The organism is Paenibacillus sp. N119s, from assembly GCF_059447605.1.
Genome location: NZ_JCAJRU010000005.1, coordinates 1 through 23,160, shown reverse-complemented (window position 1 = coordinate 23,160; position 23,160 = coordinate 1). Strand labels below are relative to the sequence as shown.

23 protein-coding genes and 2 pseudogenes are annotated in these 23,160 nt (G+C 46.9%); 14 read left to right on the top strand and 11 right to left on the bottom strand.

Going from position 1 to position 23,160, the window contains the following annotated elements; translation table 11 throughout:
* Positions 1–120: 120 nt before the first annotated feature.
* From AC5V8P_RS01530 to AC5V8P_RS01520, 3 genes and pseudogenes are all read right to left on the bottom strand, one after another.
* Positions 121–1,215 carry a glycosyltransferase family 4 protein gene (locus tag AC5V8P_RS01530; RefSeq protein WP_063209385.1) on the bottom strand — a complete coding sequence of 365 codons (1,095 nt, stop codon included), beginning with the start codon at positions 1,213–1,215 and terminating at the stop codon, positions 121–123.
* 51 nt (positions 1,216–1,266) lie between these two features.
* A pseudogene (locus AC5V8P_RS01525) lies at positions 1,267–2,435 on the bottom strand (tetratricopeptide repeat-containing glycosyltransferase family 2 protein).
* A gap of 374 nt (positions 2,436–2,809) precedes the next feature.
* Positions 2,810–3,487 carry a lactate utilization protein gene (locus AC5V8P_RS01520; RefSeq protein WP_063209383.1) on the bottom strand — a complete coding sequence of 226 codons (678 nt, stop codon included), beginning with the start codon at positions 3,485–3,487 and terminating at the stop codon, positions 2,810–2,812.
* A 112-nt stretch (positions 3,488–3,599) separates the two neighbouring features.
* Here AC5V8P_RS01520 and AC5V8P_RS01515 point away from each other — a divergent pair, with 112 nt between their 5' ends.
* Positions 3,600–4,265 carry a Crp/Fnr family transcriptional regulator gene (locus AC5V8P_RS01515; RefSeq protein ID WP_063209382.1) on the top strand — a complete coding sequence of 222 codons (666 nt, stop codon included), beginning with the start codon at positions 3,600–3,602 and terminating at the stop codon, positions 4,263–4,265.
* A gap of 284 nt (positions 4,266–4,549) precedes the next feature.
* Here the strand turns inward: AC5V8P_RS01515 and AC5V8P_RS01510 are convergent, their stop codons facing one another.
* From AC5V8P_RS01510 to AC5V8P_RS01500, 3 genes and pseudogenes are all read right to left on the bottom strand, one after another.
* Positions 4,550–4,768: a hypothetical protein gene (locus AC5V8P_RS01510; RefSeq protein WP_495473546.1), complete on the bottom strand. Its 219-nt coding sequence runs from the start codon at positions 4,766–4,768 to the stop codon at positions 4,550–4,552.
* Positions 4,769–5,041: 273 nt separating this feature from the next.
* A pseudogene (locus AC5V8P_RS01505) lies at positions 5,042–5,383 on the bottom strand (relaxase/mobilization nuclease domain-containing protein); the annotation flags it as partial.
* Between the two features lie 386 nt (positions 5,384–5,769).
* Positions 5,770–6,378 carry an NTTRR-F1 domain gene (locus AC5V8P_RS01500; RefSeq protein ID WP_155762567.1) on the bottom strand — a complete coding sequence of 203 codons (609 nt, stop codon included), beginning with the start codon at positions 6,376–6,378 and terminating at the stop codon, positions 5,770–5,772.
* 363 nt (positions 6,379–6,741) lie between these two features.
* On the opposite strand from AC5V8P_RS01500, the gene AC5V8P_RS01495 reads away from it, so the two are divergent.
* The 4 genes from AC5V8P_RS01495 to AC5V8P_RS01480 are packed head-to-tail and all read left to right on the top strand — an operon-like array spanning position 6,742 to position 10,887.
* On the top strand, positions 6,742–7,836 hold the full coding sequence (locus tag AC5V8P_RS01495) for an ABC transporter ATP-binding protein (protein WP_081276848.1): 1,095 nt from the start codon (positions 6,742–6,744) through the stop codon (positions 7,834–7,836).
* Complete coding sequence (locus AC5V8P_RS01490) at positions 7,833–8,555, top strand: ABC transporter permease (RefSeq protein WP_063209381.1); 723 nt, start codon at positions 7,833–7,835, stop codon at positions 8,553–8,555. Before AC5V8P_RS01495 ends, AC5V8P_RS01490 begins: the two co-directional genes overlap by 4 nt.
* Before the next feature lie 5 nt (positions 8,556–8,560).
* The gene (locus AC5V8P_RS01485) at positions 8,561–9,952 is read left to right on the top strand and encodes a GldG family protein (protein WP_063209379.1); all 1,392 of its coding nucleotides are present in this window, start codon (positions 8,561–8,563) and stop codon (positions 9,950–9,952) included.
* Positions 9,949–10,887 carry a DUF4340 domain-containing protein gene (locus tag AC5V8P_RS01480; RefSeq protein ID WP_063209377.1) on the top strand — a complete coding sequence of 313 codons (939 nt, stop codon included), beginning with the start codon at positions 9,949–9,951 and terminating at the stop codon, positions 10,885–10,887. Before AC5V8P_RS01485 ends, AC5V8P_RS01480 begins: the two co-directional genes overlap by 4 nt.
* 74 nt (positions 10,888–10,961) lie before the next feature.
* Here the strand turns inward: AC5V8P_RS01480 and AC5V8P_RS01475 are convergent, their stop codons facing one another.
* Positions 10,962–11,165, bottom strand: coding sequence for a hypothetical protein (locus AC5V8P_RS01475; RefSeq protein WP_081276849.1), 204 nt, complete (start codon positions 11,163–11,165; stop codon positions 10,962–10,964).
* Between the two features lie 186 nt (positions 11,166–11,351).
* Between AC5V8P_RS01475 and AC5V8P_RS01470 the strand changes: the two genes are divergently transcribed.
* On the top strand, positions 11,352–11,714 hold the full coding sequence (locus tag AC5V8P_RS01470) for a hypothetical protein (RefSeq protein WP_064797418.1): 363 nt from the start codon (positions 11,352–11,354) through the stop codon (positions 11,712–11,714).
* Between the two features lie 23 nt (positions 11,715–11,737).
* Positions 11,738–11,878 (top strand): hypothetical protein, encoded by a 141-nt coding sequence (locus tag AC5V8P_RS01465; protein WP_231116909.1) that lies wholly within the window; start codon positions 11,738–11,740, stop codon positions 11,876–11,878.
* A gap of 211 nt (positions 11,879–12,089) precedes the next feature.
* Here the strand turns inward: AC5V8P_RS01465 and AC5V8P_RS01460 are convergent, their stop codons facing one another.
* The gene (locus AC5V8P_RS01460) at positions 12,090–13,670 is read right to left on the bottom strand and encodes an esterase/lipase family protein (RefSeq protein ID WP_063209371.1); all 1,581 of its coding nucleotides are present in this window, start codon (positions 13,668–13,670) and stop codon (positions 12,090–12,092) included.
* Between the two features lie 194 nt (positions 13,671–13,864).
* Between AC5V8P_RS01460 and AC5V8P_RS01455 the strand changes: the two genes are divergently transcribed.
* Complete coding sequence (locus AC5V8P_RS01455) at positions 13,865–14,908, top strand: YhcN/YlaJ family sporulation lipoprotein (RefSeq protein ID WP_063209368.1); 1,044 nt, start codon at positions 13,865–13,867, stop codon at positions 14,906–14,908.
* A 100-nt stretch (positions 14,909–15,008) separates the two neighbouring features.
* On the opposite strand, the gene nagA is transcribed toward AC5V8P_RS01455, so the two are convergent.
* Genes nagA through AC5V8P_RS01440 form a run of 3 tightly spaced genes read right to left on the bottom strand, consistent with a single transcriptional unit; the run spans position 15,009 to position 17,823 of the window.
* Positions 15,009–16,229 (bottom strand): N-acetylglucosamine-6-phosphate deacetylase, encoded by a 1,221-nt coding sequence (nagA, locus tag AC5V8P_RS01450; RefSeq protein ID WP_064797419.1) that lies wholly within the window; start codon positions 16,227–16,229, stop codon positions 15,009–15,011.
* Complete coding sequence (gene nagB / locus AC5V8P_RS01445; RefSeq protein WP_064797420.1) at positions 16,226–16,954, bottom strand: glucosamine-6-phosphate deaminase; 729 nt, start codon at positions 16,952–16,954, stop codon at positions 16,226–16,228. The genes nagA and nagB overlap by 4 nt, the downstream gene beginning before the upstream one ends.
* A gap of 2 nt (positions 16,955–16,956) precedes the next feature.
* Positions 16,957–17,823, bottom strand: a complete 867-nt coding sequence (locus tag AC5V8P_RS01440) for a MurR/RpiR family transcriptional regulator (RefSeq protein WP_064797421.1) — start codon at positions 17,821–17,823, stop codon at positions 16,957–16,959.
* Positions 17,824–18,192: 369 nt separating this feature from the next.
* Between AC5V8P_RS01440 and AC5V8P_RS01435 the strand changes: the two genes are divergently transcribed.
* The 6 genes from AC5V8P_RS01435 to AC5V8P_RS01410 form a co-directional block, all read left to right on the top strand.
* Positions 18,193–18,471, top strand: coding sequence for an acyl carrier protein (locus AC5V8P_RS01435; RefSeq protein WP_064797422.1), 279 nt, complete (start codon positions 18,193–18,195; stop codon positions 18,469–18,471).
* Between the two features lie 46 nt (positions 18,472–18,517).
* Positions 18,518–19,711, top strand: a complete 1,194-nt coding sequence (locus tag AC5V8P_RS01430) for a radical SAM/SPASM domain-containing protein (protein ID WP_064797423.1) — start codon at positions 18,518–18,520, stop codon at positions 19,709–19,711.
* A gap of 66 nt (positions 19,712–19,777) precedes the next feature.
* Positions 19,778–21,154: a preATP grasp domain-containing protein gene (locus tag AC5V8P_RS01425; protein WP_064797424.1), complete on the top strand. Its 1,377-nt coding sequence runs from the start codon at positions 19,778–19,780 to the stop codon at positions 21,152–21,154.
* 17 nt (positions 21,155–21,171) lie between these two features.
* Positions 21,172–21,417 carry an acyl carrier protein gene (locus AC5V8P_RS01420; protein ID WP_016818498.1) on the top strand — a complete coding sequence of 82 codons (246 nt, stop codon included), beginning with the start codon at positions 21,172–21,174 and terminating at the stop codon, positions 21,415–21,417.
* Positions 21,410–22,486, top strand: coding sequence for a hypothetical protein (locus tag AC5V8P_RS01415; RefSeq protein ID WP_064797425.1), 1,077 nt, complete (start codon positions 21,410–21,412; stop codon positions 22,484–22,486). The genes AC5V8P_RS01420 and AC5V8P_RS01415 overlap by 8 nt, the downstream gene beginning before the upstream one ends.
* 71 nt (positions 22,487–22,557) lie before the next feature.
* A partial coding sequence (locus AC5V8P_RS01410) for an ABC transporter ATP-binding protein (protein WP_495473545.1) occupies positions 22,558–23,160 on the top strand: 603 nt, incomplete at its 3' end.

Sequence of the window (23,160 nt, the reverse complement as noted above, 5' to 3'; positions counted from 1 at the left end):
CTAATACAATAATAGAAAGATAACTCATCAAGCTGACGATGACCCTGTATAAAAATAGGGTTGTCGTCAGCTTTTTTTGGATATGGAAACAGATTTTGCAGCATGTACTACAATAGCAAGTCACCATACCCCCAATGAGTTCATCATCTGCCTGAAGGAGCGTACATATTTATCCGGCGCCAACAGATTCACGATTCGTGTCCGCCCCTTCTGACGAATAGATTCGCGATGAGGGACGTTGTTCATCAGCTCTAATCCTTGCAATACCGCCTGTAAAATGTCTCCCTGCTGATAAAACTTACCGGTTTCGTTGTGTTCAATGAATGCTCGTACTCCGTCTGAATCAGAGCTTAATACCGGGCAGCGACAGGCCAGCGCCTCAGCTACCGCGTAGCCGAATCCCTCCACCAACGAAGTCGAAAGCAGGTACCCACCTGAGTCGCCAATCATGGAATAATACAAAGGCATTTTAGCATGAGGCACGCTTTTAAAACGCTCGATAATCGTGGACATGCCAAGCTGAACAAGCAGGTTCTCGAATTGTATTCTATCCTCCGGCCGAGACAAGGTGTCATCATAGAACATCCAAATCCGAAGATCGGCACGATTTTGCAGCATCCAGTAAGAAATGTCGACAAAATGCCTCCAATTTTTATTGGGCTCCAATCGCCCAACCCATGCAATGACCGGATTAGCCGGGGGAGTGTTAGGTACATAATTAAATACGTTAGTATCCAGTACATTGGGAAATACAAAACGATTAAGCCATGGACACAGGCTGGAAAATAGCTGTACGAGGTGAGTTGTCTCTGGTAGAAGCACCGCATTGGCATGGTTTTGAAGATACGGAATGGCATCTGTGACAACCCTTGCAGCTTCTTCGTGAGTGCCAAAGCCCTGTGATTCATAGATTAATATCCCCTGGTAGCCCAACATTCGCAGTCTGGGGAGCATAGGATAGTCCGAAGAGACGATAATTGCATCGTACCGATGAGACTCCACCAGTTTTCGAATTTCTTCTTCAGAGGAAGTCATGAACACCGGAATATCGCCGTGCAGGTTTTGCATCCCTGTACCCTGCTGATAATAGAGAAGATGACATTCAATCCCGTTCTGAATGAGTGCTCTACAGCGTTGACGGTTCAAGGTTTCCACGCCACCGCTCGGTATATAAAAAGTAAATAGAACTTTGATCTCAATGACCTCCTTTGCCAACCACAAGCTCTTATACCAAGTTATTCAACCTGCAGGACGAGGTGTGGGTTTCTATGGAAGCCTGGATCGAATTAGCGCATAATTATGGCGAAGGCGAGAATCTTCCGGAGAGCGTCCCATTGCTTCTTTCGCAAATTCACATGCTTTGTGCGTTAGACCCAACTCGTAGCAAGCGAGGGCTCCAAGATCATATTCTGTTGTTGCATTTGCTTGCTCATTGTGCCAGTTCGCGCGTGTATAGTCTTTTAGCCGAAAATGACAAATGCATAACTGGATATGAGGAAACCACGTTTGGTACGCGTCTTGTACCGGGCCCAACGTATCAGGAGGATTCAGAGTGGTAGCCATGTCATACCAGTAAACGGCTTTGGGAATCTCATTTTTGTGCAAAAAATAATGACCCATTCGGCAGCAGAGGTCTGCCCTTGGGGTACGAAGATCAGACTACGAAGAGCCGCAGTAATACTTTCCTCCAGCTTGCCAAGTTGCTGCAGACAGTCAGCCATTTTGCGGCATGCACTAATTGCATCCTCTACCCAGCTTTGTTTGGTGTTTAGAACATCCCGGTAAGCCTGTACGGCCTGTTCATACATTTCATTGTCTTTAAGCTCATTAGCGTAATAGTAGCGGTCACGGGGAGAGAAGACATGGCCTTGAGCAAGCAGCTTCTCATAAATTCGCAGATTTCGGCCAGGGGAGAGTGTATGTGTTCTGGTGTGAGTTATGGCAATATCCGCATGCTGAATGCTTCCGTCTACGGCGAGGTACTCATGCACAGCTCCATGCCAACGGAACCCGGCCGACCGTCTGACCAAGCGATTCCGACGAAAATGTAAGGTGACATTACCATGATCATCGAAGGCATAATGATATTTCATAGACACTGCATCTACGATTTGTGGAGCTGAGGAATTAAGAGTGTGCTTTAGCTCAAGCAGCTTGACAGCATCCTGTTCCTTCAAAATGTCATCGGCATCCAGCCAGAGGATGTACTCCTGTGTAGCTTGCTCAAAAGAATAGTTACGTGCAAGGGCAAAATGATCCACCCATTCGAACGGAAAAATTCGATCTGTAAAGTTGCGGCAAATGCCAATGGTCCGGTCCTGTGAACCTGTGTCCACAATGTTAATTTCATCTACAATATGATGGACCGATTCAAGGCAAGCACCAATGGTATTTTGGTCATTTTTGACGATCATGCACAGGCTGATACTGATCAATTGAGTACCACTCCTTTGGGAAGCATTTGAGGATTCAGGACAAACTTGAAGTTGAATTTAAAAGGGGTCTGAGTTATAGAAGCCCTGCCGCAAGGGCGGCAGGGCAAGGATGGCAAAGCCATAACTTGCTGGGCGGCTTTGTCGATAGGGTATGATGCATCGTTTAAGTTGACGATTCGGTAATACTAGAAGGTTAGAGCCCTGTAGGTCCGGTCGGTCCCGTAGGCCCTGTAGCGCCGGTTGACCCAGTTTTATTAGGAAAACAAACTGCCTTTTTATTAGCGGCCTATTAAACCGCTGCGGATTGGGTATTGATTTCAATGTATTCCATTACTCGGCGTAGCTGGTCGGCAACCTTAAACTTTAATCCTTATTCAAAATCCCAAAGATTCACCAACGAGGATAACCTTTATTCTCCCCGCTGTTTTACACATTCTTGTTTGGACGATGTAAGAACAGATACAATCATCTGTTTTACAATCTCCGCAAGCACCATTAATCAGGCAGGGTGTTTTTTGCGGCGAATGTAAAAATAGGCTGGACGAGCACGAACAGCGGTATACATTAATGGGGGCCGCATATGTTCTGGCTCTTATAACTGCGTCTTCAGCGGTCTTGCAAACCTTATTCATCCCAACGATAGCAATAACACTTTTCGGTCCAAAGGTAATCGCCGCCGTTCGATTGCCCACACTGTCTATATTGACCAATATGCCATCTTCGCTAACGGCGTTAAAGCTCGTTAAATAGGTGTCGCACAAAAGAGATTGGCGCATGAGGTCATAACGTTCCTCCATTGTTTGCGCTTTATCACGATCAGTGATTATATAGCTGCCTTGACGTACTCGATTAAGAAGCCCGATTTCCTCAAGCGTGACTGACCCACCCCATGATACCGAAGAATGTTCCGGAATAAATGATAGTGCCTTTTCTACAGCTTCTATGGCGTTATCACAGTAATAAGCCTCAAACTTTCTGCTTTGCAGATTTTTAATAACCTTTGATGCTAAAAGTCGATTTCTCGCTTTTATTGAATTTTCTTTCCCTTGCATTGTTCTCCCTCCATTCTGACGTTAGAAAAGGTGACTAACTTCATATGTATTTACAATTAATATAGTATAGTAAAAAGGAAAAGTATGTTGCATGTGCAACGAGGAGTCTCTCATGAACAACTTAGATTCCCTATGTCAATCACGTTTATTTTCGGGGATTTCCCCAAATGATATTCCACAAATGCTTAAATGTCTGTCAGCCAAACGGAAAGAATATGCAAAAGATGAGATGGTTGTCCGTGAGGGTGATTTAGTTGATGATGTCGGCATCATATTGCAGGGTAGCGCTCAAAGTACGAAATTGAGCGTCACGGGAAAACAAATTATTGTATCCCTCCATTATCAGGGTGGATATACCGCTGTCTTAACAGCGGCTAGCCGTGGAAGAAGATGCCCTATGTCAGTACAGGCAATAGAACCGCTTGAGGTTCTGTTTATTCCTATCAAAAGCATATTGAGCCGTTGTACGAAGTTTTGTATGGTACACGAACAATTACTTGGCAATCTTTTTGATAGTATTGCAGAACGAGCGTTAGAACTGCATGACCGAAATGATTGTCTGATTATGCCTACTATTCGGGATAAGGTCTTAACTTATTTAACAAGGGTTATGCGTGAAACTGGAACAGAAACTTTTACTATTCCTTTTGATAGAGAAGCGATGGCCGAGTATTTAGATGTAGATCGAAGTGCTTTATCCAGAGAGCTTGCATGGATGAAGCGGGACGGCTTGATTGACTTTTATAGAAACGAATTTAAGCTATTGCAAAAGCAGTAGAAAAAGATTTTCACTAACCGGCAAGCAGGGCAAGTGTATTGACACTTGCACATTTTTGAGATTTTCCCTTGCGGGAAAATCTCAAAAATTGCTTGTTGGGGAGTGCCTTCCCCAAACCCTGCGACTTCGGGCCAAGTTGGTCTGAAGTCGGTGTGTTGCACCTCATGCTGCGTCATACTCGCTATCGCTCCATTTCCTTATTTTTCTGCGCGTCCGTCAGGCTGAGCAGATGGTCAATAGTGCTTTTCACTATAACAATTTCCTGCATGACCTTTTTGGTTTCCCTATATTCCCGGTAAGCCTTTTTTATCTGCCGACAACCGCTGAAATTCTGCTTTCAGGGTATCCATTTTAGGGGGATTTTCCCTGGACAGCAAACGCCGGAACGTGTTCTGCGCCGCCCGATAAACGGCAATATCTGCTTCATGCTCCGCAAGATATTCCTTGCTGTACTTCGCTGCCTTGTACCCCTCAAACACAGGCCGGGCTTTCGCATAATCCACCGCCGCCGCCATCTGCTTAGATTAAATACCTTTGCCCATCGCTCATAGGCAGGGCCTTTTCCGGCTTCCATACGAGCTTGAATATCCACAATCAGATTGACCCTGCGACTCTGCTCGGAAGCTGATTGTGCTGCCGCGTCCGTGTTTGATTTCATGGCTAGCCAACTCCATTGTCTGTAAAAAGGTGTCCATATCTGGCGGCTTCGTTACAAGGCAAATATCAATCTGCGACTTTAATTTTTCTTTAAAGGTGGGCGGGTTGTGACCGTCCAGCTATTCCCCGTAATTCTTGAATTTTCCCTTGCTGTGGCGTTTTGGATTGGTGATAACAGATAATCCCTTTTTAAGGCATATACGGTCAGAGAGCCGCCGCACCGCACGGGCCGAACCGATAAAATCCCGGAATTTCCGGGTGCAGTCCAGCGAGGTGGAATTGTAGTAAATATGGCAATGGGGGTGTAGACGATCAGCATGGGAAACCACGAAAAAGGCGTGTCGTCCTTTTGTCCGGCGCATGGCAAGGTCATAGCTGATTTTAAGTGCAGTTTCCGGGTCTGTTTCACTGTGCGGGAACGCCTGCCGGATTTGATAATACAGCACATCATTCTCCTGTTTTTGCTCCCGCCTGTGAGAGGTTTGTACTTTGCTTTTGAGAGTAAAAACTCCGCGTCAGCCGTGGCAGGGTCACATTCATAGGCAAGAATCAAATCGCCGTTGCGGGTCTTATCTGCTCTTTCCCATAGTCAAAACCGTCTTTTAAGGTTTCCATAATGGTCGTGCCGCTTCCAGTGTGACTTGTGATAAGGCGGGTAGTTGCCATGTGCAATTCCTCCTTTCCTCTAAAAACAACTTCGAGCCAAGTTGACCCGAAGTTCCGCTATCCAGATACAAAAATACCGCCCATCTTGTCCAATAGGGCGGTATCCTGTGTAATGTGATAGCTCATATTTTATTTTGGTATTCCCTTATCCCGCATAGGATAAAGGTTTTTGCAGTTTTCCTTAATTAACTGGTCCAGTAGCGCCAGTGTCGCCCGTGGCACCTGCAGGCCCCGTAGCACCTGTAGCGCCACTGGCGCCTGTAGCACCAGTGGGCCCAGCCGGTCCGGCTGGGCCCACAGCTCCCGTTGCACTTGCTTTAACAAGGGCAACGGAATCAATGGCTACATCAGCAGTGTTAGCTAAGGCATTTTTGCTAATAACGAAAAAGGCAAAGGCTGCGTTAGCTGGAACAGGGGCTGTTACTTGGTATAGAGTTTGCCATGTCCCATTCACAGCATCGGGTAATGTGCCTGCGCTCAAATAGGTAGTTAGCCCAGTGCCAAGGAAGCTAAAGGTTGCGTCATAGTAATACAGAAAAATGTTGAGTTGAGGATTGACCAAGCTTCCTATTTTCGCAGCTGATAGGCTTAACGTATAACTTTCGCCTGGGGTGGCGAAAACGACCTGAGAAAGGGATGCATCTACCGCGCCTCCTGCCAGGATCGCACTATAAAAGTTTGTCTTTTTTACAGATAAGTTAGTGACGGTCACATTTGCAGCGTTCCAAAAAAGGGTAGATCCAGTCTCGAAGTCGCCGTTATTAACTAGATTAGTAAATAATACGGTCATCGCTTTTTATACAATCCCTTCACACATTGTAATGATAGTAGATGCGAATCCACGCCTTGGAGAACCGTACAAGTTTACGAGGGCAGATGCGTATTTTCTCGTTCACATTTTAGACACATTATTTTAAGCTTCTATTTAAGTGTTGTTAAGCTAAAGCTATATGTGGGGGATTATCATTAGAATTTAAAAGTGTAGCATGAAGTGCGAGGAGACCGCTACGCGAAGGCTTTGAGCTTCCGATCGCTGTTGCTATAGGATTCTTCTTGGATTAGATGAGATATTTAAAGGTAAGAATCCTACAATAAGGCGAACGCTATCGCTTCTTCAGCTTCAAATCCTCCACTTCGCTGCTGCCTGCTTCCCATGCAACATTTTGGATGGGAGAGCAGCAGGCAAAAGATCACGAATAAAGAAAGGGTGGGACATGTGCTCAAAGTGCAGCAGGTGAGTAAATGGTACGAGGGCAACCGGGGCGTACATAAGTTGGATTTTGAGATGCAGCGCGGTGAAATTGTGGGTTTTTTGGGGCCCAATGGTGCGGGTAAAACGACGACGATGCGCATGATTACAGGTTATCTTCAGCCAAACGAGGGAGTAATTACGATTGACGGTATCCCGATTCAGGATAAAGGCAGACAAGCCCGCTCCAAAATCGGTTACCTGCCGGAAACGCCCCCCTTGTATGGGGATATGTCTGTAAGATCCTATTTAAAGTTTGTAGCTAGCATTCGGGATGTGCCTGCGAGAGAGCAGAAGCTGCGTATCTCAGAGATGATATCCCGACTGGGTCTGAATGGACGTGAAAAACAATTGGTCCGTAGTTTATCCAAAGGGTACAAACAGCGCTTGGGATTGGCAGGTGCGATTATTCATAACCCGGATTTGCTAGTGCTGGATGAACCGACCTCGGGTTTGGACCCTAATCAGATTTTGGAGATTCGTCAGCTCATTCAGGAGATTGGTGAAAATCATACGGTATTGCTCAGCACGCATATTTTGCCCGAGGTGGATGCTTTGTGCAATCGGGTTCTGATCATCCATGAAGGGAAACTGGTCATGGACGGGCGTCCTGACGCGCTCGGCGGTTCGATGGAAGATGGCTTCAAAGTGAAGGTGGAGGTCAAAGGCAAGCATGAGCAGGTAATGGATGTCCTTCAAACTTGGGGAAAAGTACAAGTTGAATTTTTGGCGCCTGTTCTGCCTCCAGCGAATACGAAGCTGACTGCCACAGAGCAGGATTTGACCGGATTGCTGCTTACAGGGGCTTCCGATGAGGATTTTCGCGAAGAGCTGTTTTATGTGCTATCGGATGCGAAGCTTCCGATTTTGGAAATGAAAAAAGAAAATCTGAGCTTGGAAAATATCTTTCAGCAGTTAACCACTCGGGAAACGGAAGAAGAGCAGAGTGGTAATAACAAGGTCGAAGAAAACAAGGATACGGGAGGAAATCAGTCATGAGGCGTTTGTTCGCAGTCTGTCAAAAGGAGCTGCAAGCCTATCTATGGACCCCAACGACGTATTTTGCGCTTGCGGTGTACATGCTGCTGACGGGGTTACTATTTTACACGAACTTTGTAATGTATCAGCCTAGTATTCTGGACTATCGACTGGTACTCGGTGACACATTGTCCATGCTGGTGTTTGTTGTCCCATTACTCACGATGCGGCTGGTTGCAGAGGAATTCAGGCAGGGTACGGATGAATTGCTGCTTACTTCACCTGTGAGTGTAACGGAAATCATGATTGGTAAATTTTTGGCATCGCTGGGTATGTTGCTCATTCTGGTACTGTGCAGTTTGGCATATCCGGTCGTGATGTCCTTTTATGGGGCGCTGGATTGGACGCTGGTATTTACTTCCGTGATCGGTCTGTTTATGCTTGGCGCAGCCATGATGGCGATTGGCTTATTCGCTTCGACGCTTTCACAGCATCAAATGATGTCGGCGGTCGTCAGTTTTATTCTCTTACTCGTGTTCTGGATGCTGGATTCGTTTGGTGGACAAACCGGCGCATCTGCGGCGCTGCAGCAGTGGCTAGAACCATTTTCACTAACCGCGCGGTTTGACAGTTTCACCAAAGGATTGCTGAATGGAGCCGATGTGATGTACTACGTGACGGTGGCGGCGCTCTTTTTGCTATTTAGCATCCAAGTGGTTGAACGGAAACGGTGGAGGTAATGAAGATGAAAAAATGGCTGGGTCACACCAATAGTGTGGTACTATCGATTGCTGCTGTAGGTATTTTTATTTTATTGACGTTATTTCTGCGTTCGCTGGGAGGTTTTCAGCTGGATCTGACGGCAGGCAAGCAGTATACGCTGTCTGATCAGACGTTGACGACTATTCAGGGTGTAAAGGAAAACGTACGATTGATTGCCTTTACTGTATCCACTTCTCAGAATCAGAAGCTGAACCGGGATGTTACGGATATGCTGCATGAATATGCCAAGCGTAACAGCAAGCTCAAAGTCGAGCAATATGATTTGAATCAGGAGCCGATAATGGCCAAGCAGTATGGTGTTACTGAGGCCTCCATCGTGCTGGTGCAGGGAGAGAAGAAGCGGGTTATAGATATTGGAAGTCTTTTTACGCAAGCCCAGGGGAGTAGTGAAGGAGCGTACCAATTTACCGGGGAAGGAAAGCTGACTAGTGGACTGTTGGCATTATCGTCTACACGTCAAGGAAAAGTGATTTTTCTGACAGGACATGAGGAAATTCCTTTGTCCCAAATGACCGGATTAAGCAGCTCGTTGGCGCAAGATAATGTGAAAACAGAGGAAGTTCAGCTCAATCGAGCGGGTAGTGTACCCAAAGATGCGTCTGTACTGGCTATTGTCGGTCCAGAGCGGGATATTAGTGCAACGGAACTGAAAAGTATTCGTACGTATCTAAATGATGGTGGAAAGCTTTTTATGGCGTTAGGATTTCACCCGAACATGGGAACCAGCTGGAAAAACCTTGACGCATTAGCGGCTGATTATGGGGTGAAAGATACTCATGCTATTGTGGTGGATCAGGAACAGACGAATACGCTGGGTCCTCTATGGACGGTTCCTACCTTTGGCAGTCATGCGATTACCGATAAATTAGCGGCCTCTAATCTGTATCCTGTTCTTTCGCTGTCTATTGCTTTGCAGGCAGAAGAGCAGAAGAATTGGAAGACGACGCTATTGCTGAAATCTTCTGCAGCCAGTTATGGTGAAACGAATATTCAGGGACTGTTGAACAACGAAACGCAGAAAGATGCCAACGATCCACAGGGACCGCTTGATCTCGGCTACGCGGTAGAAGGAAAAGACGGCAAGCCCAAAGCAGTTATTCTCGGAACGTCAGCTCTCCTAAGCGATACTGAGATCAGCACCGGAGGGAATCGAGACTTTGTGCTGAATAGTCTGAATTATGTACAGGGACACTCGGATGGACTCACTATTCGGCCTCGTCAGGAGCAGGATTTTAAGGTAGCTTATTTGACTGCTGCTCAAGCGAAAACGGTATTAGCCATATCAGTCATCGGATTGCCGCTGCTGTTTGCGGTGATCGGAATTTTATTATGGTGGAGGCGAAGAAGTGCATGAGAAAATGGATACCCACAGTGCTGCTGCTAGTCGTATTGGGAGCGGGTATAATCTATGCTAAGAGTCAAAACTTCTTTCGTGAACAAACCCCGGTGGCTCGTCAGCTCGTTCAGCTTACACAAGGAGATATTACGTCTTTTGCAATCACTGGAAAGGACGGTAAGTCGGTGGAGCTTAATCAACGTGATGGCAAATGGAGCATGACTAAGCCACGAGCTTACCCGTTAAATCAATATACAATAGACAATTGGTTAAGCGCGATTCAAAATGTAAAGCTGGGTGAAGTGGTGAAATCGTCTCCCATAGACGTAGCCAAATATGGAATTAGCGCTACCCATGACCAGATTGAAATTAAGACGAAAAATGGTGATGTTCGCACTTTTGCCTTCGGTGAAGCGCTGCCTTCCGGAGATGCTGTCTATGTACTATCAGACCAAAAGGAGATAGCTTCCGTACCCATAGATACACTTTCGGGTTTGCTGCTGGGTGTTGATGATTTTACAGATACAACGCCGTTTGATTGGGACGATACCAAGCTGAGCGGAATAGAGTGGGAAGGCCAGAAAGCCTCATGGATGCTCCGATCCTCCGGTAACAGTGGGACTGGGGACACTGCTTCCTCATCTTGGACGCTTAACGGCAAGGCAGTAGCTGGTGACACGGCGACTTCCCTCTCACAGCAAATCAAAAACCTCGCCAGCAATCAAGCCTTGCGCAAAGCCTCCGAGCTGAACAAGCCTGTTCACCGCTTTACGCTGAGCGTATCGCTGGGTAAGGATGACTCCCAGCAGGTCTATCAGGGCTGGACACTTACCGATGATCCAAATACGGTATGGGTAGTGCCGCCACAAAGCAATTGGGCTTATGGTCTGGCAGCATCTGATGTGAATCATGCAGAACAGAGTGGCCATGACCAGGCTAAGGCTAGCAAATAATCATTACATTTATAATAGCTGAACAAAGAGGCTCCAACGGCGAATAATCGTCGCGTGGAGCTTCTTTGTATTCGTTATTCATCAGGCTTGCTGCTTTTGGAAGAAGGGCTGTTATGATCGTTTAAATCCTGGATAACCCGAATCAGCTCATGAAGTGAGAGATCCAGCTTATCCAACTTTTCCTCCATCGTGTGCAGAATGTGCCGCAATAAAATAAAACAAAGTCCAGCCGGAAAGCCTACGTTCGTAACCAGAGAAAGAGCGTCATCCATGTGCAATCTATTTCCCTCCTTTTTAGCCATATATAAAGGAAGGTAAATTAAAAGGACCATATACAACTGATTGTAAAAATAGTATAATAAATAAGAACAAGTGTTCTGTTTTGGTTGTTAAATTGGATTACAAATTACCCTATAGTATGAGGATTTAGAAAAGTCAAATCCAAAGAGAAAGGGTGATTTATATTGGAAAAATCTCAGCTAACATTGGTAGAACAATACCGTAAGAAGTTGTATCGCATTGCCTGGAGAATCCAGTATCGTGCTCGGGTACAAACCAACCATGAATTTGTAATGGAAAAAAACGAAGCTATCAGCGCTCCATCTTTTACAGAATCTGCAAACTCTAATATGTACACACTACAGCTTATCAACTCTCTATCTTCTGAGATCGGAAAAATGATCATCTTTGACCTTTACATACTAGACAAAACCGAAGCACAGATTGCAAAAGAGTTAAAGCTATCCCAACAGGCGGTGAATAAATGGAAAAAGAAAATGCTCAAAGAGTTATTTCGGATGCTGAGTTCGTCCAATGGCTCAAATTAGCACAAAGTGGGGATCAGGAGGCCATGAGCAGGATACTTTATTTGTTCGAGGAAGACATTCAGAAGACGAGCCGGTATATACGTATGTCCCGTGAAGATGCTGTTCAAAGTATCGTAGTTGATTTTATTGAGGAGCTACGGCAAGAGCTAAAGACAGAGATCTAGAGAAAAAGTGGACTTTGGAAATAGCCTTGTCTATCCTTATTCAGTAATTTTAACTGATGTAACGGAGGGCATAAGTGTATGAATGATGTGTATGAGTGATAGCAGGGCTTGCGAAAAGTTGACTCTATTAATAATGATGGGAATAGTAAATAGGCCTGCAAACGCCCGTAATATGATGGGGGTATGCAGGCTGTTGAGGTTGTAGGTTTATTTAGTCGACATACTTGTTGCCGTCTGCATCAATATAAATAGATTGAACGGCTGTACGGCGGTATGGATATCCTGCTGCTGTGGTACCGTTAATTTCATAAGTTACAGAATAAATGCCAGGCTTGTCCACTTTGGAAAGCTCAATTTGCCCAGTAGGGTTAACAGTTTTCTGTTGCAATGTCAGGCCCTTGGACGCTGTAGTGACTCCTTGTTGTGGATCACCATAGTATTGAACTTGGTAAGTAACTTGTGTGACGCTGGCCGAGGAATCCTGGGATTTCATATTTAGTTTCGGGCCCACTGCATTTAAATTGTATTTGAGTTCAGGTACTTGAACGGCATGATAGCGTGCAATCAGAAGATACGCACCACGATCAGCAATTACGGCGTTCAGCTTATAGATACCTGGTTGAGGATTGAACATTACTGCACTATGATGCCAAGCACCGGCAAAGATTTCTTCATCACGACCTGCTTTCACATTAAGCAATTCGATAGTTCCGTCAGGTTTGGTCAATTCGAGTTTACTTACACGCTTATCGCTGATCCAGTCCAGATCAATGGATTGGACACCATTTTCAACCGTGAGCGTTTCGGAGGCTTTTTCATCATAATCGCCGCCTCGGATAAAATATGAATTATCGATCTCACTATAAGTGGCTTGTACAGCAGAAGCAGTCAGGGAAGATGCTGCTGAAAAGGCCTCAGTTTCCTGATTTAATGCTGGAGTGTTCGCTTGGAGGTAAGGTAGGATCAGGGAGAAGACGTAAGAGCCGGTACGAACCTTGGCATGATCCCAGGAACCGACTTTAACTACACGTCCGCCGGGAAGTTTAGCATTGTCGACTATGACCACTCCATCATTTTTGCCAAAGGTGGAGAGGTAAAGTCCACCCATTATGTAAGAGGCGGTGCCGCCAGACCAGTTATCACCAGCAAATGTGAAGAACGGAATTGTAGTTGCATTGCTGAGTGCATCGGTCTTGGTTCGGAAATATTTCATATAAGATGTTTGTAATGTAGAGGTGCCGGGATTCTGTGAGCCGACGATATCTGCCAGCCATCCGGCCCAGCTGCTGTAGGCGAGATCTGCGAGTTGGGAGCCATGATGAGGACTGCTGAGGGTAATGACACGTTGTACGTAAGGGGCTGCTCCGTTGTATACGAGAGCGGTTTGAGTATCCACTCCACCTTTGCTGTGGGCGATGATGATGAGTTTTTTTCCAAAATGATTACTAATGACTTTGATTTTGTCGGCTAAAAGCTTGCCATTTTCCCACATATCCTGGGATGTGCCATTCGCGTCGTACAGATTAATGGTTGCCGTCTGGTATCCGGCATCACGTGCGCGCTGAAGCATATCGTTATTATTCTTGGTCCACACTTCAGCGCTACTGTTCAAGCCATGTACAAACAATAAGGCGGGCTTGGCAGGATCAACATGAGTAGGGGGCGGACCTTCGAACCAGCTTCCAGCGGGATCTTTCGGGGCTTCAGGTGTAGTGGAGCCTGCAAAAGCACCGACGGGAACAAGAGTGACGGACAACAAAAAAATGAGCATAAAAACAGTGAGCTTCTTCAAACTGTAAATCCTCCTTATTGTAAAATAAAGTATTTCGAACTTATTATACATGCCATCTTGTGGTAAATCATCAATTGAATTTCATATTTACATTAAAATTTTATTTTTTCAGTCATTTTTTAGTCAGGATATCCCTAAGATTGATGGCGCATGCTAACCTCGTCACACATTATATATGTATGGAGGATGAGTTCATGCCAGGAACTAAGAAGGTCATCAGTTTGACGATTTCTGCTGCTTTACTTGCCAGCATGGCTACATTGACAGGATGTGGGACTGCCAATCATAACGTCCGCACGAACGCTACTCGCTATAACACGCAAAGCACGCACCATTTGGACGGTGTGAATCGTTATGGTTTAGACGGGGTAAACCGTTTAGATGGTATGAACCGTTTGGATGGTGTAAACCGCATGGATGGTGTGAATCGTTATGGGGTGAAATCCAATGGCATAAATGGAGTGCCATTGAATGAAAATGCCAACAGAACTGGACATCCTGTCCGTAACCTGCAAGTCGATCGCAACTTGTCCAAACGTATATCCGAGATGCCGGATGTAAAGTCTGCGACAGTACTGGTCGGTGAACGTCATGCATATGTAGCCGTCTCCCTTAAAGACCAAGGCAATGGCACAGGTGTCGGTACACCGGGCCATAACGGTACTCCAAGTACTAATATTGGGCGTAACGGGAATGTACCGAGTGTGAATGGCGTCACTGGCACTAGAGGAGACCGTACAACGGGTACTACAACGCCTGGAATGACAGACAATGGACTTACCGGAACGGGAACACCTGCGCGTCGTGATGACGGTTTGTACGGTACAATGGGTACAGGCTCGTACGGTATGATTCGCGGTTTGGCCGATGGCACCCGCACGGATGGTGCTCGTACGGATGGCACCCGTACAGATGGCACCACAGTGGAAGGTGCAAGAACTGCATATGAGCCTAGCGCATTGACCGAAGATGTAAAAAGTAGAATTGCTAACAAGGTTAAGCAATTTGCACCGTCGATTGAACAGGTATATGTTTCAGCAAACCCTGAATTTATCAAGCACACCACCGACTTATCACGCAATGTGCAAAATGGTCACCCAGTTAGAGGATTGAGCAACCAATTGGTGGATGTCCTTGAACGCGTATTCCCTACCCATGCGGCGGGTACGAATCATCCAACGCTAAATACACCAACACGTCCACAAAATCATACGTCTGCACCGATGAATCATCGTTAATTTCAAACTTTATGCAATGCCAAAGAAAGAGCTATCCATCTCAGCGAATATGCTGAAGGATAGCTCTTTGGTTTTGGGGAATGATATCACCATGACTGCATTATTTGCGTATTCCTTTTATCCACACACCTTGCAAATTTAAGTCGGCATCCAGCAACAAGATGTCTGCTTGTTTACCTGCTTCAAGTGAACCTGTTCGATCAGCTATGTTCAGGGATCGAGCCGGATTCAGGCTGGCCACTTGTGATGCCTCGGGAATACTCAAGCCTACCTGTTGAACCAGATAGCGGAAGCCTTCAATCATCGTTAGTGTGCTTCCTGCCAAAGTAACGCCATCTTCCAGTCGTGCGACACCGTCCTGTACGATCACTGGCAGATCGCCGAGTGTATAGTGACCATCTTCCAGTCCAGTGGCCGACATGGCATCGGTGATGAGGATAAGATTATGATCCTGCTTTAATTTGGCAAGCAGGGAAATGGCGGCAGGATGCACATGGATGCCGTCTGCGATGATTTCAGCCTCAATACGCGAATCAGTGAGTACGGCTCCTACGGCTCCCGGTTTGCGGTGATGCAGCGGAGTCATGGCGTTAAAGGTATGCACGGCATGGTTTAAGCCTGCCGCCGCTGCCTGTTCTACCTCTTCATACGTAGCATCCGTATGACCGAGAGCCGCGGTAATGCCGTGACTACGCAGCCATGGGATGAGTTCAAGGGCACCTTTTTGTTCAGGCGCAAGTGTGACCTGGCGAACAAGGCCCGGATAGCGCTGTTCCCATTCTGCTACCCAAGCGAGGCTTGGAGGCACGATATGTTCCGGGTTTTGTGCTCCTGCCCAGTTTGGGCTGATGAATGGCCCTTCCAGATGCACACCCTCCAATTGCGCATGCGGCATGGGAAGTGCCATATAGGCGTGAACTTCTCTTAATACCTGGTCAATTTGTTCCTTCGGCGCAGTCATCGTGGTAGCCAGCATAGCCGTCGTTCCTTGCGAACTGTGAAAGGAGGTGATGGTATCCAGCACCCTCGAATCAGAGTCCATAAAGTCCTCGCCGTTACCGCCGTGAACATGAATATCAATAAAGCCTGGCAACAGGTACCCTCCCTCGTGGCGAACAATATTCGCCGCTTGTGTGGCACCTTCTTCCGGATGGCCTAAGACCACTGAGGTCCAATTCACGGGTACATTCTCCTCTGAACCAGCGTATACAATGGATTGCCCCTCAATGATGACAACTCCGTTGGGAATAAGATCATTCCCAATGACGACTTGACCATACAACAGCTGCGGTAAGTTACCATTCAACTCATCTGAATTCATTTAAGCCATCCTCCTGCTTCCTGATCCAATAAAATAAGCACGTTGGGGTGACATTGCAGCAGGGAAGCCGGACACTCCGTTGTGACAGGTCCAGTTAAAGCCTGCTTCAAAATGTCGGCCTTCTCTGCGCCAAAGGCCACCAGTATAATTTGTTTGGCTTTAAGAATGGTGCCAACTCCCATTGTCACTGCTTGTCTGGGCACTGTATCTATATCGCCAAAAAATCGGGCATTGGCTGAGCGCGTTCTTTCTTTCAAATCTACAACATGTGTAGCTCCCGTCAAGCTGTGACCGGGTTCGTTAAAGCCGATATGGCCGTTATGACCAATGCCAAGCAATTGGAGATCCACAGGTCCATGATCTAGAATGGCCTGCTCGTGCGCTACACATTCTGCTGTGAGATCTAGGGCATTCCCGTCAGGGACACGTGTATGAGAGATGGGGATGTCGATATGCTGAAATAAATGCTCATTCATAAAACTCCGATAGCTCTGTGGATGTTCTGGGGAGAGACCCACGTATTCATCAAGATTCACAGAATAGGCGCGTGCAAAGCTCACCTGTCCCCTGCGGTACATATCTGCAAGATGTCGGTAAATGCCAATGGGCGTACTCCCGGTGGCCAAGCCTAGCATAGCTTGTGGTTTGGACAGTAACAAGCTGGCGATCACAGTGGCAGCAGTAGCGTTCAGGTCTTCACGGCTGTTCAAAATGCGTACGTTCATCTTTAGTGCCCCCCTGGTTGTTTTTTGAGCTTACTCACTTGTTGATATGAACCTTCTAGTCTCGGAATATATTTGTCAAAATTTGCGCTCACCATACCTGTAAACAGGATATCGATCATATGAAGCTGGGCAATGCGGGAGGCCATGTCTCCACGGCGCATTCCTTCCTCCAATGAGGAGGAAAATAGCGCAATATCCGCAAGACTTGCCAGCGTATTGTTTCCGAAGGAGGTCAGGGATAATGTTTTGGCACCCTGTTCTTTTGCACAACGTAGAGCAGCGATTGTCTCCTGGGTTTCCCCTGAATAAGAGACGGCAAAGGCCACATCCTCCGCTCCAAGCGAGGAGGCAGAGGTAATCTGCATGTGAGAATCCGCGAAGGCAGTACTGTTCTTGCCAATACGGATTAGCTTCTGGTAAAAATCCTGCGCCACAATCGAGGATGTCGCCATCCCATAGAGATCTATACGGTTTGTAGCTGACAGCCATGCAATGGCCTGTTCCAGTTTGTCGAAATCCAGCAGCCGGGTTGTGTCTGCAATGGAAGCTGTATGATTTGCTTGAATGGCCTGCACGATACGTGAAAGTGAATTTCCAGCCACAATGTCCTGATAGGATTCTTCACCTGTATGGTTGGCATGGGACAACTCGGCGGCCAGCTTCATTTTGAAATCAGGATACCCTTTAAAATGTAGTGACTTGCAAAACCGTGTAGCAGTTGCGGCACTCACACCACAACGCTCTGACAACTCCCGAATACCCAGATGCAGCACATCCTCCGGGGCTTTCAGGATAGATTCCGCCAGTTTACGCTCTTGTACGGGCAACTGCTCCAGTCTTTGGGATAAGGTGTGAAGGATAGGGGACATGAGCTGTGCTCCTTTAGCTATATAATACTTGTTTGAAAAAAAGTATCATTAAATTCAATGAAATAAAGAAAAATATTTTCGAATATATTGTAAAATAATTACACTCTTCATACAAGAGGGGGAAGCAAGATTTAACTTTCAAGTTCAGCTTCAACAGAATAGTGGATAAAAAATGTAGAGAAATTTGTAGAATTTAACACACATTAATTTACAAATTACGATTTTTACTTACAAAACAACCTATTGACTTGTCTCTTCAAGGAAGGAGTATAATTGAATATAGTTCCAATCAAGGAATTTTTCTAGGAGCTTTTCAGAGGGCATCGTTGGACGGAAGGATAGGACCTCATTCACAAGGAGGAGTTTGCTATGCAAAGCCAAGTGATTGAAATGATCAGCGCGGTCAAGGAAGATCCTGAATTGGTCGCCAAGCTGAATGGACGTTCGGACATTATTCATGATGCAGGACTGGATTCATTGCAATTGGTTCATTTTATGCTGCAAGTGGAGGATGCATTTGATGTAGAGATTGATTTTGATTCCTTTGAGTTGGAACATCTCTGTTCAGTAGATGCGTTTTGCAGTTACATTCAAAGAATTAACAATGCGGAGCAAGTGCCGCACCCGGAAGGTATGGAGACAGTCTGAACGCAAGGTAGAGTTTGCCTGAAAATCCATTAAACGAGGTGTTAGCATGCAGCCCAAAAGCAATGTGCTGATTGATGAGAAGGCTTTCAAGCTCATCAAGCGTAACTTGAAAAACGCTTCCGTGTCTTATCGTAACGCAACACAGGATCCGGCTTTTAAAACGGACATGCCCCAAACGATCGGTATTAAGCTGACTAACCGTTGCAACTTAAGATGTACGCACTGCTTTGAATGGAACGAGGAAGGCTATCATCACCAGATGGATAAAGAAGAACAGAATATGGATCTTGCTCCGGACATGCTCCGGCAGATTTTGAGCGAAACAAAGGAAGTGAAGTCCCGGCTGTACATGTGGGGCGGCGAACCGATGTTTCACCGGCGCTTTGATGAAATTTTGGACGTGCTGGCGGAAGATCGGCGTGAAATGACCTTTTGTACAAATGGACTACTCATTGATAAATATTTGGACCGGATTTTGGACTTGTCCGAAAATCTGGAATTGCTAATAGCGATTGAAGGCTTTGAAAGAGAACACGATTTAATACGCGGTAAAGGCACCTTTCAAAAAACAATGCGGCAGATGGATAAGCTGATTGAACTTCGCGATCAGGGATTGTACAAGGGACGGGTAACTGTCCATGCGGTCATTAACGATAACATGATCGGACGGATGTACGAATTTCTGCAAATGCTGGAGGACAAGAGGCTGGATCTGGTGCTGCTGACGTTCCCCTGGTACATTTCCAAAGAAACCTCCTTAAAAATGGATGAATATTTTACACGCAACTTCTCTTGGCTCCGACAACTTGAAGAAAATAATATTAGTAGCTGGCATGCTTTCAAATATAAGATCAACCCGGCGAACATTGACCCTCTGATGCAGGAATTACAGCGGATTAATGAGCGGGTATGGAACATTCGCGTGCGTTATCAGCCCGGCTTGGATTATGAGGAAATTGATAAATTTATACATGGCGAGGAAATGGTCAGCCGTTGTTCCAATCATTGCTTGGCGCTCACCTCCAGAACAGATATTTTACCAGACGGAAAGGTCATGCCCTGCAAATTTTTCAGTGAATTCACGATTGGAAGTTTGCGCGAGCACAGTCTGAAAGAGATATGGAATTCGGATGCGTACGAGAAAACCCGGCAAACGATTAACCATGAAGGATTGACGCCGGTGTGCTCCAAATGCAGTGTACTGTATCTGCACGGAGCAGGCTCTCTGAAATACATTTAGTTTCCTATGAATCTCTTATGGAAGTTGTTTGCTATTGGATGGAAGAGAGAGGGATGAGGACAAGACGTGACGACTAAAACGATTAACCTTGTAGAAGCACTTGCTCATGAACGGGATCATGGTGTCCTGATTTGGCTGTTTAATATTGGCGCAGAGCAAGTATGGCATCCATCCCCCCGCAAGGGGGGCATGGTAGACCGGGATGAACAGCAGGTCGTAAACCGGATGGAGGAAATGAATCTCCTGCTCTGTCGAAGTCAGGATGTCATTATACTCCGTGAACAGCCGGATGAGGCATTTCTGGACATGCTTCAGCGGTTAGGCTTCAGCCTGCCGCGCATTGAGGTGCCAGAGCCCTCGGACCCGCTAACGCCGATATCAGAGCTGGTGCTGGCGGATGACGCGCTTTTGGCACGACTGCGCACGGTTGCGGATGCAGGTCATAGCAGCCGCGGTGCCAAAGCATGGCTCGTTCCCTATGCGGTCACACCGCAGGAGGAAGCGATTGCGGAACGTTGCGGGCTGGAGCTGATCGGTGCTCCATCTGCGGTCTGTGCCCAGGTGAATGATAAAATATTTAGTCGTTTGACCGCACAAAAGCTTGGTTTTGCTGTCAGCGAAGGCGCTGTATGTGCAGACGAAGCGGCAATTCGCAGAGAATGTGAGAGACTGGCTGGCTTATCGGACGGGCCTGTGAAGCTGATTATCAAGCAGCCGCATGGTGCCTCGGGACAAGGCATGTATATGCTGGACGAGCTGTCCAAGCTGGACACGCTGCTGAGTGTGATGAGACGCTTCGGCGGTTCGTCATCGTCTTCTGGCGGCTGGCTGGTGGAGCGCTGGCACAATAAGCAAATGGATCTGAACTACCAGCTCTGTATTGACGAGGGCGGTGGTGTGACGATGTTTTCGCTGAAAAGGCAAAACGTAGACGGTACAGTATATATCGGCTCCCAGGTTCCTGCTGACATTGGCGAGACGCTGGAGGAAGAGGTCAGACGATGTGCCTATCAGTTGGGAACATATCTCTATTCCATCGGGTATACGGGAATGGCCTCCATTGACGGTTTTGTTGATGAAGATGGTTTGCTGGTTCCGGTAATCGAGATTAATGGTAGATTTACTCTGTCTACTTACATCTCATTCTTGTCCTCTGTGCTGGGCGAGCAGCATAAAACCTTGTCTCGCTATTACCGCAACGTGACCGCGACACCTCTAACCTACAGCCGTTTGTGCGGGCTGCTGGCGGAGGAAGGCTTGCTCTATACACCCGAACGGCCTGAAGGAGTGTTTGTTTATACAGCGGGTACCTTGTCAGGCATTCCTGTAAAGCGGGGCTATGTGAACCGGATTTTCACACTTATTTTGGCAGACAGTTGGCAGGAAGCAGATGCTTATGCGCACAAATTGGAAGGTATCATTGCTGGATTAGGATGTTCATAAATGGGAGGGAATTGAGAATGAAGACAGATGTATACCATGTAGTGCCTTTGCTGGAAAAGGTTTTGAAGCTGGCTCCCGGCGAGCTGGAACAGTTGACTCCGGATCAGGATCTGCGAACCTTGGGGCTGAATTCCTTATCCGCTGTTGAATTAATTGTGGAATTGGAAAATGAGCTTGATATTACGATGGAGGACGACGATTTGGTGCTAGAGCATCTGTCTACACTGCAAGGCATTGAACGTCTGCTGGGCAAATATGCATAAGGGCGCCGAACAGACAAGAACTATGCTGCAATCCGATATGGGGACTCGGCATGAATCCATAGTTGACCATGGTGCAGAAGAAATCGCAAATGCTCTCCCAGGGAAGCATTGTGTATATTCTTCCCTGCGTACTTCATTGCAGAGGTATGGGGTGAACATGGCCGAAGCCGAGCTGTTCATGCTGTGTGGGAGTATGTGCGCGGAGTATGGTGGCAATTTGAAGCGCTTCGGACCGGAGAAATATCCGGAGCAGCTTCAAGAAATGGCCGCGAGTGGCGGACCGGTTATTCGGGTAGAACCGTGGGTCGAAGGAGTCAGCAATGAGACTGACCTGCTGCGGGTGCTCACATCCGGTTATGGTACGATGCTGCATACGTCGAGCACCGCGTTGACCTATCACGATGTATATGTGAAAAATTACCCAAGGGGCCATGTGATTGAGTTGTGCGGATTGGACTTGCAAGAACGGACGGCACAGGTAAATGATAGTTTCCTGCTTGATTCCTCGGGACATGCGATGACTTATGTGGGCTCAGCACGGCTCGACGACCTCATGCAGGGCATTATTGAGTATGCATGGCTGGTGGAGCAGCCTGTCCCGCTGTCGCCAAGGGAGCTGCATGTTGCGTGTGCATACCATATTCGTCAGTATGTGACGGGTGAAAAGGTTGCAACAGACCAGCATGTCAAGCGGGGAGATGCCGGTTACCGGGCATTTGTCGGTGACTTCCATCTGTTGGAAGACATGGAGGATCAGGAGTTTCGGACGTACTGCCATGAAATCTATTACAATCTGCGATTGGGCAGCGCTCTTCATTTAACGGATTATACAGCTGATTATTGCCGGCTGCATCAAGCTACGCTGGGGCCGCAAGCACAGCATGTCATTGAATTGGCACAGGCGTTATACGCGGATTGGCACAAGCTTAATCTGCATATTTACAAAACAGGACTCCAATTGCGCAAGCATCGGATGCCAGAGATTACAGAACGGGCTCTGCATTTAATTGAAAGACAGCGGGAGATGCTGGAGGAACTGATGATTTTGGCAGAGCAAGCATCCGAGTAGTCCAAGCATTTTGGCTAGATCAGGCATGTTCATCCAGGTATCATGCACAGAGGAAAGAGGAGGGGAATTCATTGCCGTCCATTACATTAAACCAATTGTCGAAAACGTTTACGTACTACAAAAAAGAGCCGGGCGTGCGCAAATCGTTGCAAAATTTGTTTAAGCGTGAACAGCTGACCAAGAAGGCTGTGCAAAACGTTAGCTTTAGCATTGAGGAAGGAGAAATCGTCGGATTTCTTGGTCCCAACGGGGCGGGTAAAACAACGACGCTCAAAATGCTGTCCGGTATTCTCCATCCCACGGACGGGGAGGCATCGGTACTCGGCTTTACCCCGTGGAAGCGACAAAAGGAGTTTAAACGTCAGTTTTCCATCGTGATGGGACAGAAAAACCAGCTCTGGTGGGATTTGCCCGCAAGCGAGTCGTTCGAGCTGAACAAGCTGATTTACGAAATCGATAATAACCGTTATAAAGAGGCGCTGGATGAGCTGGTCACGCTGCTTGGGGTGGAGGAGCAGCTTCATGTGCAGGTTCGGCGGCTATCGCTCGGCGAGCGTATGAAAATGGAACTGATCGCCGCGCTGCTGCATCGCCCACGGGTCATTTTACTGGATGAGCCGACTATTGGACTGGACCTTGTTTCTCAGCGGCGAATTCGGGATTTTTTCAAAGCC